This window comes from Polaromonas sp. (assembly GCF_036676035.1).
Lineage (GTDB): Bacteria > Pseudomonadota > Gammaproteobacteria > Burkholderiales > Burkholderiaceae_C > Polaromonas.
In genome coordinates, this window is record NZ_JAKFDR010000021.1 from 1 (window position 1) to 13176 (window position 13176).

At 64.1% G+C, this 13176-nt stretch carries 8 protein-coding genes; 2 read left to right on the plus strand and 6 right to left on the minus strand.

The genetic code is table 11. The annotated features are described in order from the left end of the window. Positions 1-402: 402 nt before the first annotated feature. The 5 genes from V6M61_RS04400 to holA all read right to left on the minus strand — a co-directional run bounded on the left by V6M61_RS04400 (position 403) and on the right by holA (position 10384). Positions 403-2271: a potassium transporter Kup gene (locus tag V6M61_RS04400; RefSeq protein ID WP_332775352.1), complete on the minus strand. Its 1869-nt coding sequence runs from the start codon at positions 2269-2271 to the stop codon at positions 403-405. A 305-nt stretch (positions 2272-2576) separates the two neighbouring features. Beyond that, entirely contained in the window at positions 2577-3872 is a 1296-nt protein-coding gene (gene gshA, locus V6M61_RS04405) for a glutamate--cysteine ligase (RefSeq protein ID WP_332775353.1), read from the minus strand. Between the two features lie 189 nt (positions 3873-4061). After that, entirely contained in the window at positions 4062-5354 is a 1293-nt protein-coding gene (locus V6M61_RS04410; RefSeq protein ID WP_332775354.1) for a glutamate-5-semialdehyde dehydrogenase, read from the minus strand. A 22-nt stretch (positions 5355-5376) separates the two neighbouring features. Then, the gene (locus tag V6M61_RS04415) at positions 5377-8928 is read right to left on the minus strand and encodes an LAGLIDADG family homing endonuclease (protein ID WP_332775355.1); all 3552 of its coding nucleotides are present in this window, start codon (positions 8926-8928) and stop codon (positions 5377-5379) included. 367 nt (positions 8929-9295) lie between these two features. Further along, complete coding sequence (gene holA, locus V6M61_RS04420; protein WP_332775356.1) at positions 9296-10384, minus strand: DNA polymerase III subunit delta; 1089 nt, start codon at positions 10382-10384, stop codon at positions 9296-9298. A 222-nt stretch (positions 10385-10606) separates the two neighbouring features. On the opposite strand from holA, the gene V6M61_RS04425 reads away from it, so the two are divergent. After that, positions 10607-11722: an ornithine cyclodeaminase gene (locus V6M61_RS04425; RefSeq protein ID WP_332775357.1), complete on the plus strand. Its 1116-nt coding sequence runs from the start codon at positions 10607-10609 to the stop codon at positions 11720-11722. Continuing rightward, the gene (gene rocF / locus V6M61_RS04430) at positions 11719-12642 is read left to right on the plus strand and encodes an arginase (protein WP_332775358.1); all 924 of its coding nucleotides are present in this window, start codon (positions 11719-11721) and stop codon (positions 12640-12642) included. Before V6M61_RS04425 ends, rocF begins: the two co-directional genes overlap by 4 nt. 24 nt (positions 12643-12666) lie before the next feature. Here rocF and V6M61_RS04435 read toward each other — a convergent pair whose 3' ends face one another. Beyond that, on the minus strand, positions 12667-13173 hold the full coding sequence (locus tag V6M61_RS04435) for an LPS-assembly lipoprotein LptE (protein WP_332775359.1): 507 nt from the start codon (positions 13171-13173) through the stop codon (positions 12667-12669). Positions 13174-13176: the final 3 nt, after the last annotated feature.

Consider the following 13176-nt stretch of genomic DNA (forward strand, 5'->3'; position numbering starts at 1 on the left):
CAAGTACGCGCCATGGCGCGTACTTGTCTTGGTATTTGGTTTCGGACTGCCCCGTCCTGGCTGGGCTGAGCAGCGCAGGAGGGGACGGATTAAAAATTTCAGATGTCCGAAGGCTGCGAAGCAGACAAGTTTCTGAAATTTCCGTCCCCTTCGAGCAGCGCAAGTTGCCCGGAGCGCAGCGTAGGGACCCAGACTGCGGGTCGCCTTCTCTTTGCTTACTTTCTTTTGGCGAAGTGTATGGACCGGAGACATGGGAAACGGGTGTGCGGGGACATAGGAAACACCTTGCAGTCTCAGGAGGCCGCACTCGACAGGCTCAGCCCTAACGGCTAGAGAGACAAATCCACTACCAATTCAATAGCTGCTCGCGCAATAGCAGCAAGGGCAAGAGCAACAAAAGACTTAAATCTCGATCTTGCTACCCAGCTCCACCACCGAGTTGTTGGGCAGACTCAAGAAGTCCGCCGCGCCACTGGCGTTATGGTGCATCTGCGCAAACAGCTTCTCGCGCCAGGCCGCCATGCCGCTGCCAATCGTCGGGATCACCACGTCGCGCGACAGGAAGTAGCTGGTGGTCATGGCCTCGATCTCACAGCCGTGGCCCTTGAGCTGCTCCAGCGCGGCGGGCACATCGGGGTCGTTCTTGAAGCCGTAGTGGATGATGACCTGCCAGCAGTTGCGGCCCAGTGACTCGATTTCCAGCCGCTTGTCCAGGCCGATCCAGGGCACCTCGTGGTGGCGCACGGTCACAAACAGGTTGTGCTCGTGCAGCACCTTGTTGTGCTTGAGGTTGTGCATCATGGCGTTGGGCACGGTGCCGATGTCGGCGGTCAGGAACACAGCCGTGCCTTCCACGCGCGTCGGCGGGCTCAGGAACACCGCCTTCAGAAAACTCGTGAGGTCGATGGCGTCGGCGCGCAGTTTTTCGTTGAGCAACTGGCGGCCGTCCTTCCAGGTGGTCATGAGCATGTACAACACCCCAGCTATCGCTAACGGGAACCATCCGCCTTGGGCGATCTTCAGGGCATTGGAGGCAAAAAATGCGATATCAACCACAAAGAAGAAGCCGGTCGCGGCGATGCACAAAGGCAAGGGGTAGCCCCAACCGAAACGGATCACAAAAAACGTGAGCGCCGTGGTGATCACCATGAGCAAACTCACCGAAATGCCGTACGCCGCCGCCAGGGCGGAGGAAGACCCGAACATCAGCACGGCAATCACCACCCCGGCCAGCAAGGTCCAGTTCACGGCGGGAATGTAGATTTGCCCGGTATCACGAATCGAGGTGTGCAGGATGCTCAGGCGCGGCAGGAATCCCATCTGAATTGTCTGCTTGGCGGCTGAGAATGCCCCGGAAATCAGGGCTTGCGAGGCAATCACCGTGGCCATCGTCGCCAGGACCACCATGGGAATCAGCGCCCAGTCCGGTGTCATGAGGTAAAACGGATTGCTGGCCGCCTTGGGGTTCGCCAGGACCAGCGCGCCCTGGCCAAAGTAGTTGAGCATCAAGGACGGCATGACCAGCGCAAACCAGGCCAGCCGGATGGGCCGCTTCCCGAAGTGCCCCATGTCCGCGTAAAGCGCTTCGGCGCCCGTGACGCACAGGAACACGGCGCCCAGCGTGATGAAGGCAATCTCGTAGTGCTCCATCGCAAAGCGCAAGGCATACCACGGGGCGACAGCCACCAGCACGCCAGGGTTCTGGACAAGCTGCGCTACGCCCGTGGCGGCGATGGCCGAAAACCAGAGCACCGTGACAGGCCCGAAAAACTTGCCTATATCCGCTGTGCCGCGTTTTTGCACTGCGAAAAGAATAAACAGCACCAGCAGTGAAATAGGGACGACGTAGGGCTTGGCGGCCGGTGTGATGACTTCAAGCCCCTCTACCGCCGAGAGCACGGAAATCGCGGGCGTGATGATCCCATCACCAAAAAACAGGGCCACGCCAAACACGCCCAGGATCAGAATCATCCGGCGCAGTTGCGGGCGGTCCTTGACCGTTTGGGACGCCAAGGCCAACAAGGCCATCAAGCCCCCTTCGCCGGCGTTGTCGGCCCGCATGATGAGCACCACATACTTGATGGACACCACCACCGTGAGCGCCCAGAAAAACAGCGAAAGCACGCCCAACACATTGTCCGTGGTGATGGGGACATGACCGCTGGCGAAGACCTCCTTGAACGCGTAAAGTGGCGAGGTGCCGATGTCGCCGTAGACGACGCCGATGGCGCCTAAAGTCAGCGCCGCAAGAGATGATTTTGAACTTGACACAAAAACTTCCCGTCTTCGCTGCTTGGCCAGACAGGGGCTCTGGCCAAGGGCGGCGGGAATGGGTTACCTTTGGGAACGCTATTTTGCGCTTCGGATGGCGGCTTGCAAGCCGGCGGCCAGCCCGGAAAGAAAGAAGTGTTGTTTTTGTTGCGGCGCAACAACTTGATACATATGGCGGGCCTGGGCGGCCACGCCGGGTGGCCGCTTCAAAACCGGCTATTCACTATGCTTTTGATAGCTGCTTGCGCAGTATCAGCAAGGGGAGAAGCCCGATTTACCCCCTGGAATCGGGTTGCAGTACTACTTCAGTCGTAAACCTCGGCATTGGGGTCGGTGCCTTCCAGCTCGTAGCTGGCGGCCAGCATGGCCAGGCGGGCAATCACACCATACATGTAGAAGCGGTTGGGGCTGCTGGAGCCCGGTTTTTCACCCGGCTGGGGCAGGCGGCCGCTGTCGGCAAAGGCCAGCGGCACAAAGCTGGCGCCGGGGGCGTTAAGGTTTTCGTCCACACCGCGCTCGGCATGGATGCGGTAAAAACCGCCCACCACGTAGCGGTCCAGCATGTAGACCACCGGCTCGGCCACGGCGTCATTGACGCGCTCGTTGGTCAGCACGCCTTCCTGGATGATGACCTCGGACAGCGGCTGGCCATTCTTGATGGTGCTCATCTTGATTTTGGTCTTGCGGTTGAGCGCCTCCAGGTCCTTGGCGTCGCGCACCGTCATGATGCCCATGCCGTAGGTGCCATTGTCGGCCTTGACCACGACAAAGGGCTTCTCGTTGATGCCGTACTCCTTGTACTTGCGCTTGATCTTGGCCAGCAGGGCATCGACGTTGCTGGTCAGGCAGTCCATGCCCGTGCCCTCGGCGAAGTTGACTTCGCCGCAGCGCGCAAACATCGGGTTGATCAGCCACGGGTCAATGCCCAGCAGCTTGCCAAAACGCTTGGACACTTCTTCGTAGGCCCGGAAATGGTTGGACTTGCGCCGCACCGTCCAGCCGGCGTGCAGCGGCGGCAGCAGGTACTGCTCGTGGATGTCTTCCAGAATGCCCGGGATGCCGGCCGACAGGTCGTTGTTGAGCAGGATGGTGCAAGGGTCGAAATCCTTGAGGCCCAGGCGGCGGTCGGTGCGGATCAGGGGCTCGAGCGTGATGCTCTCGCCGGTCGGCAGGTCCAGCGTGGTGGGCTGCTTGATCTCCGGGCTGAGCGAGCCAAAGCGCACATTGAGGCCGGCCTGGTGAAAGATGCGCTTGAGCTGTAGCACATTGGACAGGTAAAAGCTGTTGCGCGTGTGGCTCTCGGGCACCAGCAGCAGGTTGCGCGCTTCGGGGCAGATTTTTTCAATCGCGGCCATGGCCGCCTGCACCGCCAGCGGCAGCATCTCGGGCGTCAGGTTGTTCCAGCCGCCGGGGTAGAGATTGGTATCGACCGGGGCCAGCTTGAAGCCGGCGTTGCGGATGTCGACCGAGCTGTAAAGCGGCGGCGTGTGCTCCATCCATTCGAGCCGGAACCAGCGCTCTATGGCCGGCATGGAGTCAAGAATGCGCTGTTCGAGTTCGTTGATGGGGCCTTTCAGGGCGGTGATGAGATGCGGAACCATGCGGCCACTTTCAAAAAGGCGAAATCCAAATTGATTTCAGTAATATCAGAGTGAATTCTAGGGATATTGGGATGGCCCCGCCGGTTACAAGAGGCAAAAACCGCCAGCCCCAAGGGCTGTTGAGAAAGCGCTTTATTTATCTTTATTTATTTAAGCGGGCGCTGTACCCACGCGCCATTTATCCGGCCGTCAGGTCCGGATCTCTCCATCGCCCAGCACCACGTACTTGAGCGAGGTCAGCCCTTCAATGCCGACCGGGCCGCGGGCGTGGAACTTGTCGGTGCTGATGCCGATTTCGGCGCCCAGGCCAAACTCGAAGCCATCCGCGAAGCGGGTGCTCGCATTCACCATCACGCTGGCTGAGTCCACCTCGCGCAGGAAGCGCTGGGCGTGCATGTGGTCGCGCGTCAGGATGGCGTCGGTGTGGTGGCTGGAGTACTGATTGATGTGGGCAATCGCTTCGTCCAGGCCGGCCACCACCTTGATGCTGATGATGGGCGCCAGGTATTCCTCGTGCCAGTCCTGCTCGGTGGCGGGCTGGATGTTGGCAGCTTTCACGCCGGCCAGGATGGCCCGTGCTTCGGCGTCGCAGCGCATCTCAACCCCTTTGGCCGCGTAAACCGCGCCGATTTGGGGCAAAAAGTCGGCAGCCACGCCACGCGCCACCAGCAGGCCTTCGCTGGCGTTGCAGGGGCTGTACTTCTGCGTCTTGGCGTTGTCGGCCACCTTGACCGCCATGGCGATGTCGCAGGGGTCGTCCACATAGACATGGCAGTTGCCGTCCAGGTGCTTGATGACCGGCACTTTCGCATCTCGGCTGATGCGCTCGATCAGGCCCTTGCCGCCGCGCGGAATGATGACGTCCACATATTGCGGCATGGTGATCAGGAGGCCGACGGCTTCGCGGTCGGTGGTCGGCACCAGCTGCACCACCTCCAGCGGCAGGCCGGCGTCCGCCAGCACCTGCTGCACCAGCGCGGCCAGCGCCTTGTTGGACTCGATCGCCTCGGAGCCGCCGCGCAGAATGCAGGCGTTGCCGCTTTTGATGGCGAGCGAGGCCGCCTCGATGGTCACATTCGGACGGCTTTCGTAAATCATGCCGAACACGCCAATCGGCACGCGCATCTGGCCCACGCGGATGCCGCTGGGCTGCTGCTTCATGCCAATGATCTCGCCAATCACGTCGGGCATGATGGCCAGCTGCTCGCAGCCGATGGCTCCGGTTTCAATGATTTTGGGGGTCAGCAGCAGGCGGTCCAGCAGCGGGGCGGCCAGGCCGGCGGCTTGGGCACGCGCCACATCTTTCGCATTGGCGCTCTGCAGCGCGGCCACATTCTGGCGCAGCAAGGCCGCGAGATTCAATAGCGCTCTGTTTTTGATAGCTGCTTGCGCCCGCGCCATATGGGCGGAGGCCACTTTTGCCTTGGAACCCATGGTTTCCATGAGGTGGGCGAGTGCAAGGGGTAGATCAGGCGCGTTCATTCTTCTATTTTAGGCCCCCGGATCACCCGCAGGCGCCCAGGTGGCCGCATTGGGTGCAATAGTCGCACCCGTCCTTGCGGATCACGGCATGGGCGCCGCATTCGCTGCACTTCTTGCCGGCCATGACGGGCGGCATGGCGGCGGCCGGGGTGCTTTCCTGCTGCTGCGGCGGTGCGTCCTCGCGCTGGCCGGCGCGGCGTGCCAGGATGCTCTGAATGGCGTGCGCGATGGCCGCGACCTCGGAGTCATGCCACAGGGGCACCAGGCTGCCGTCGGCCTTCTGGTGCGTTCCCAGGCGCACGGGGCCGCGGTCCCAGGCAACCTTGCGCATGTCGCTGAGCGCACGCTCCAGAAATCCGCCGCGCGCCGCCAGCGACAGCAGGCGCATGCTGGACGTGATCCACTGCTGCGATTCGCCGCTTTGGCCCACCGGCATGAAAAACTCGATGGCCCGGTCCACCGTGCCCACGCCGCTGGCCGCCGGCACCGGCAGGAAGGACACCACGATGTACAGCGTCTTGTGGCCTTCCTGGGTCCAGTACTCGACCTTTTCCGCCACGGCCGACAGCGCACCCTTGGGACGGCTTTCGATCACCGTGCGCATCGGGTTGATCGCGGGGACGCCCGCCGGGGCCGGGCCGGTTTCCAGCACCGCCCCCAGGATGGTGTTGGGCCGGTAGGTGGCCAGGCCCTTGAGCCGCGCCTGCCAGGCCTGCTGGTACAGGCCCTTGAAGTCCTCATAAGGGTAGTCGGCCGGCACGTTCACGGTCTTGGAAATCGCCGTGTCCACGAAGGGCTGCACCTCCTCCATCATGGCGATATGACTGGCCGCAGGCATGTCAAGGGCCGAAACGAAATAGCCGGGCAGCTTGCCCATGTCGCCGCCGAGTTCGCGGTACAGCCGCCACGCGTGGTCTTCCACGGCGTATTCGGTGGTGCTGCCGTCGGCTTCGCGCTTGTGGCGCCGGTACGTCCAGGAAAACGCCGGCTCGATGCCGTTGGACGCGTTGTCGGCAAAGGCCAGGCTCACCGTGCCCGTGGGCGCGATCGACAGCAGGTGGCTGTTGCGGATGCCATGCGCGCGGATGGCCTGCTGCAATTGCGGCGCAAGCCGGCTGGCAAAGGTGCCGGGAGCGAGATAGCCCTCGGCGTCGAACTTCGGGAACGGCCCCTTCTCACGCGCCAGCGCCACCGAAGCGGCATACGCCGCATCCCGCATGCGCACGGCAATGCGCGCGGCCATTGCGCGGCCCTCGGGCAGGTCGTAGCGCAGGCACAGCATGGCCAGCGCGTTGCCCATGCCGGTGAAGCCCACGCCGATACGGCGCTTGGCGGCCGCCTCGTCGCGCTGCTGCGCCAGGGGCCAGAAGGTCAGATCCAGCACGTTGTCGAGCGCCCGCACCTGGGTCGCGACCGACTTTTCGAACGCCTCGAAGTCGAAGGCCGGCACGCCGCCGAAGCCGAACGGGTGCCGCACAAAGCGCGTCAGGATGATGGGCCCGAGGTCGCAGCAGCCATAGGGCGGCAGCGGCTGCTCGCCGCAGTTGTGCACATAGAGGCCATTGGCATCGAAGGCATGAACATCGGCCACGGTGACATCAAACACGTCTTCGCAGCCGTCCTCTGCCAGTGACTCAACCGTGGCGGTGAAGTGCTCGCGATTCAGGCTGCGGCTGTAACTGCCCAGTGCCTGCGCCAGGCGCTCGGCCTTGCCGGTGTCGGCAAAACCAATACGCTCGGCGTAGCCCCGCAGGTTGTCCCCGCTGATGAGCAATTCGTGCTGTGCTGCCGTCTCGTAGTGCTTGAGGCCGCCGCGCCCATCAGGCAGGGGCCGCACCTGCGCCAGCCGCCGGTTCGGATAGATTGTCGAGCGTATTCCCAGGCGCAGCAGCATGCGCTGCGCAGTCTGGAGCAAAGTCAGATCGTTTTGTGACAGGCGCAGGCTGATACCTTTTTCCTGTGTCCCCTGCACCGAGCCGTCGGCGTCAAACAAACCGCGCAAAAGCCCTTCAGTGAAGACGGACGAGGCTTTCTCCATTGCGGCGGTGATGGTCTTGTGCCCTGGGCGCATGCCCATCGCATGGGCCAGGTGCCGTAGCGCACCGCTTGCCATGCGAGCCTCGCCGCGCCCGGCAAGCGGACGCTGAAAGCCCCGGAAATCGACCCGGTGCGCCAGCGTGGCGGCGGCAGCCTCGGCCGCCCGCACGATGCCGCCCGCACCGGTTTGCGCATAGGCCACGGCGCCGTTGCCCACCTGCCTGAGTTCGGGCGCCCAGACGGATATCACCGCCTTGTCGCTCTTGAGCGTGCCATCGCCAATCAGCAACCCCAGCAGGTAGCCCTCGGCCTCGGTGCCCGCCCCCTCCCAGCCGCCGAGCGCGCGGTGGTCGTGCAGCACGATTTCATCACCAGGCCGCAGCTGCGCGGCCGACGTCCATTCGACCTCCAGCGTGTAGCGGGTCTTGCGCGCCACGCGCCGCACACGATGGTCAGCCGTCAGGCGCAGGGCGTGGCCTTCGCGCGTGCGCAACGCCAGCACGGGCTTGTGGCCCGTCTTGAAGAAGCCTTCGCTCTCGATGCGGAAGGCCTTGCCATCAACCACGGCACTGAAACGCCGCCCCAGCAGGTCCACCACCTGCGCGGGCCCGTCCGCCGTCATCACCCAGGTGTCAGCCGTCACGCAGGGATTCGTGGCCTCGATCGCCTCGCAGTAACGCAGGTTGTTGTCCTCGTTGATGTGGTCCAGGAACAGGATGCCGGGCTCGGCAAAGTCGTAGGCCGAGCGCATCACGGTGTCCCACAATTCGCGCGCCGCCACCGTCTGATAGACCCACAGGCCGTCGGCGCGCTGGAAGGCGCCTTGCGCGATCAGTGCCGCGCCGGGTTTGGCTTGGTGCACCAGCTCCCAGGGCTGGCCATCGTTCAGTGCCCGCATGAACGCGTCGGGCACACCCACCGACACATTGAAGTTGTTCCAGCGGCCCGGGGTGCGTTTGGCGGTGATGAATTCCAGCGCATCGGGATGGTCGATGCGCAGCACGCCCATCTGCGCGCCGCGCCGCGCGCCGGCGCTCTCCACCGTCGAGCAGGACTGGTCGAACACGTTGATGTAGCTGCAGGGCCCCGACGCCATGGAGGCCGTTCCCTTGACCTCGGCGCCACGCGGGCGGATGCGCGAGAAGTCATAGCCCACGCCGCCGCCGCGCCGCATGGTCTCTGCCGCCTCGCGCAGGGCCTCGTAAATGCCGGGGTAGCCGCCTTCATCCACGCCCTGGATGCAATCACCGACCGGCTGCACAAAGCAGTTGATCAGGGTGGCCTGGATAGCGGTGCCGGCCGCACTCATGATGCGGCCGGCGCCAATGGCGCCGACGTGCAGATTCTCCAGGAACAGCGCCTCGTGCCTGGCGCGTTCTGCCTCGGGCTCGACCGAGGCCAAAGCCCGCGCCACGCGCCGGTACAGGTCGTCCAGCCCGTTTTCGCCGGGCTTGAGGTATTTTTCCTTCAGCACATCGTGGCTGATGGGCTGGGTGGCCGTCACGTCCTGCGGCCGGCCAAAGTGGTCGCGCTTCATGTCACACGCTCCTCAGGAAAGGCCGCAGGGCGAATGCCGCCCGGCAGCCGTTGCACCCATTCTTGCACCGGACGGATCGGATGAGTAGAGCCCCCACGGTCGTTCACTGCGTGTAACTCCCTGCCCCCCGAGGGGGCCGTCGCTTGCTCGGGGCGGCCCTTCGCTGCGGACTGTTGCCCCCACGGTCGTTCACTGTGTGTAACTCCCTGCCCCCCGAGGGGGCCGTCGCTTGCTCGGGGCGGCCCTTCGCTGCGCGGCAGTCTCCCATCTCGCAAAGAAAAGAGTTTTATGTCTGCCTGGGGCGGCCCTGCGCGGTCCACTGTGCCCCCACGCTCGTCACTGCGTGTACGTCGCTGCCCCCTAGGGGCTATGCTTGCTTGGGGCGGCCCTGCGCGGCGCATTGCTCGCAGACCATGCCGGCGAGCCGGTGCAGGGCCTGCCAGCCGTCAGCCGGCCAGTCGGGCTGCTTCAGGCCCTTGACGATGCCATCGACCTTGTGCGCGGCATGCAGCAAATTGGCCAGCGTGGTGTCGCCGATCTGCGGCAGCACGCGTTCAAACAGCTTTTCCTTGACGCCCCAGACGCGGTTTTCGCGCAGCGCCATGGGCATGGGCCGGCCTGCCTGAATGGCATCTTTCACGCGCTTCATGCTGCGGATGTCTTCGGCCAGCGCCCAGTGCACCAGCACTTCGGACTCGCCCTCGGACTGCAGGCCGTCAAGCATGCGCGCCACGCGCACCGCCTGGCCGCCGAGCACGGCTTCCGAAAGCTTGAACACGTCATAGCGCGCGACATTGAGCACGGCGTTTTCGACCTGGTCAAAACTCAAGACGGCAGACGCCTCGCCTGCGGTCGGCGGGTGCAGCAGCGCCAGCTTCTGGATCTCCTGGTGCGCCGCCAGCAGGTTGCCCTCGACCCGGTCGGCAAAAAACTGCAGCGTGCGCTGGCCTTCTTCGCCCGCAGCCACGCGCTGGCCCTGCAGCTGCAGGCGCTGGGCGATCCACTGCGGCAGGGTGCGCCGGTCAATCGGGTCAAACTTGACGGTCACGCCATAGCTGTCCAGCGCGCCAAACCAGGCACCCTTGAGCGTCAGGCTGTCGAGCCGCGGCAGCATCACCAGGGTGAGGGTGGCATCGTCGCCCTGGGCCCGCTCGGCAATTTGCTGCAGCGCTACCGAACCGTCCTTGCCGGGCTTGCCGCCGGGGATGCGGATTTCAACGATTTGCTTGTCGGCAAACAGGCTTAAGGAGCCGCCGCTGGCCAGCACCTCGCTCCAATCAAAGTGCGCGCCGGCCGCGGTGTGCACGACTCGTTCGGTGTAGCCCTGGGCGCGGGCCGCTGCGCGCAGGGCGTCGGCAAACTCCTGCACCAGCAAGGGCTCGTCGCCATGCAGGGTGTAAAGGCTTTTGAGCCCCCGCTGGAGGTGGTCGGACAGTTGCGCGGGCGCCAGGTTCATGGCTGAAGTTTAGCGCCCCCTTTCTTCGTCTTTCCTGATCTTTGCTGGTGGCGAAATGATCGAAAAAGAGCAAATCGCCAATTTTTTATGGCATTTTGAGTTATTAGCCACATAAATTGCCAAGTTTTCTGTCTTTTCTTTGACGCTGCGCTTCCAGACAATGGCGTTTTAAAGAGGCCTTTTCCTCGGGGACTAGGCTATATCAATAATGAGGGACAGATCATGGTTGACTATATTGGCATTGAAAGCATCCAGAAAATCGTGGGGGCCATGGGCCCCGCAGTGTTCATTGAGGGGCTGGCCGCCGAAATCGAGGCCGATTACCGGCGCTGGGGCGAGTTCGACAAGTCGGCCCGCCACGCCATCCATTCGCCCACGGGCGTGATCGAGCTGATGCCGACCAGCGACGGACGCATGTACTCGTTCAAATATGTCAACGGACACCCCAAAAACACCGCCCAGGGCCTGCTGACGGTCACCGCCTTTGGCGTGCTGGCCGACGTGGACACCGGTTACCCGCTGCTGTTGTCCGAGCTCACGGTCACCACTGCCCTGCGTACGGCCGCCATGTCGGCGCTGGCCGCCAAATGGATGGCGCGTCCGGACAGCCGGGTCATGGCCCTGATTGGCAACGGCGCGCAAAGCGAGTTTCAAGCCATCGCCTTTCACCGCATGCTGGGCATCCGCGAACTGCGGCTGTACGACGTGGACGCCCGCGCCACCGAGAAGCTGGCGCGCAACCTGAACGCGCTGGAGCTGCATGGGCTGTGCATCGTGCCGTGCGCCAGCGCCGCTGAAGCGGTCAAGGGGGCCGATATCGTGACGACGGTCACGGCCGACAAGCGCAATGCCGTGATCCTGACGCCGGACATGATAGAGCCGGGCATGCACATCAATGCGGTCGGCGGCGACTGCCCGGGCAAAACCGAGCTGCATGCCGACATCCTGCTGCGCGCCGATGCCCGCGTGGTGGTCGAGTACGAACCCCAGTCCCGCATCGAAGGCGAGATCCAGCAACTGGCCCCCGACTTTGCCGTGGCCGAGTTCGCGCAAGTCCTCAGCGGCGCCGCGCCGGGTCGGGCCCATGCGGCTGAGGTCACGATTTTTGACTCGGTCGGCTTCGCGCTGGAAGACTATTCCGCCCTGTGCTACCTGCACAAGCTGCACGGCCTGCAAAAAGACGGCCGCCCGCAGATTGATTTGATCCCGCACCTGGACAACCCCAAGGACCTGTTTGGCCTGCTGGCCCCCGGTCCCCGCCTGGGCCCCGTGGCCCAAACCGGGGTGCGGCCCGCTGCGACTAGAATTTCCGCACCGCATGCCCTGGCCACCCCATGACGCAACGCATTCGTCTGATAGGCGCACCCACCGACATCGGCGCTGGCAGCCGGGGCGCCTCCATGGGCCCCGAGGCCTTGCGCGTGGCAGGACTGCAGGCCACCCTGGAAGGCCACGGCCTGCAGGTGGTCGACCGGGGCAATGTCAGCGGCCCAGCCAACCCCTGGCTGCCGCCGGTGGACGGCTACCGGCACCTGTCCGAAGTGGCCGCGTGGAACGAGGCGGTGCACGCGGCCATGCATGCGGCCCTGACCGAAGGCGATCTGCCGATTCTGCTGGGCGGCGACCATTGCCTGGGCATAGGCTCGGTCAGCGCCGTGGCGCGTTACTGCCGCGACCACGGCAAACAACTGCGCGTCTTGTGGCTGGACGCCCATGCCGACTTCAACACCAGCCAGCTCACGCCCACCGGCAACGTGCACGGCATGCCGGTCGCGGTTTTATGCGGCCATGGCCCCGAGGTGCTGACCCGCATTGGCGGCACGCTGCCGGCGATCAGCCCGGCGGTGATCCGGCAAGTCGGCATACGCAGTGTGGACGAGGGCGAGAAGCGCTTTGTCCATGCCTGCGACCTCGAGGTGTTTGACATGCGCTACATCGACGAGATGGGCATGCGCCACACCATGGAAATGGCGCTGGCCGACATGGACGACAACACCCACCTGCATGTCAGCTTCGACGTGGATTTTCTGGACCCGGACATTGCCCCCGGCGTGGCCACCACCGTGATGGGCGGGCCCACCTACCGCGAAGCCCAGCTGTGCATGGAGATGATTGCCGACACCGGCCGCCTGGGCTCGCTCGATGTGATGGAGCTCAATCCGGCGCTCGATGTGCGCAACCGCACCGCGCTGCTGGCCGTGGACCTGGTGGAGAGCCTGTTTGGCAAGAGCACGCTGATGCGGCGCCAGGTGCGCTGAGTCCGGGGCCCATTCAGGAGGCGTCTAGACCTCGGTCACGGCCGCCAGACGGCGCATGATCTGCTGCACGATGTCGCTTTGCATGTCGCGGTACAGCAGGCCTTCCTCGGCCTCCTTGGCCAGCACGGCGGACTCATTGAAGCTGATGTCGCGCTGCAGCACCAGCTCGGTCTCGGGAATCAGTTCCTTGCCCTTGAGCGTGCGCAGCTTGAACTTGAAGCGGATGCGCAGCTGGAACTCCCGCACCTGGCCCGATGCGTTCACGCCCACCACGACTTTCTCGCGCGCGTCCGACAGCACATCGAGAATCACATCCGCCCTATCGATCTGGCGTGCGTCGCTGATCACCTGCACATTGCCATTGGCCTGCAGCGATCGTTTGAGCTCGACACCCAGCGGCGAGCTTTCAGACTGGCTGCTGTACAGGGTCTTGAACGCGAAGTTGGGTGCCTGGCGCAGGGCAAAGCCGCAGGCGCTCAGGCCCAGGGCCGCCGTGGACACCATCCCGCTCAGCAAAAGGCGACGCTGCATGCT

Coding starts and splice junctions, on each gene's coding strand:
- gshA (WP_332775353.1), bottom strand. CDS start 3,872: ATGGTTCCGCATCTCATCACCGCCCTGAAAGGCCCCATCAACGAACTC.
- V6M61_RS04410 (WP_332775354.1), bottom strand. CDS start 5,354: ATGAACGCGCCTGATCTACCCCTTGCACTCGCCCACCTCATGGAAACC.
- V6M61_RS04415 (WP_332775355.1), bottom strand. CDS start 8,928: ATGAAGCGCGACCACTTTGGCCGGCCGCAGGACGTGACGGCCACCCAG.
- holA (WP_332775356.1), bottom strand. CDS start 10,384: ATGAACCTGGCGCCCGCGCAACTGTCCGACCACCTCCAGCGGGGGCTC.
- V6M61_RS04425 (WP_332775357.1), top strand. CDS start 10,607: ATGGTTGACTATATTGGCATTGAAAGCATCCAGAAAATCGTGGGGGCC.
- rocF (WP_332775358.1), top strand. CDS start 11,719: ATGACGCAACGCATTCGTCTGATAGGCGCACCCACCGACATCGGCGCT.
- V6M61_RS04435 (WP_332775359.1), bottom strand. CDS start 13,173: ATGCAGCGTCGCCTTTTGCTGAGCGGGATGGTGTCCACGGCGGCCCTG.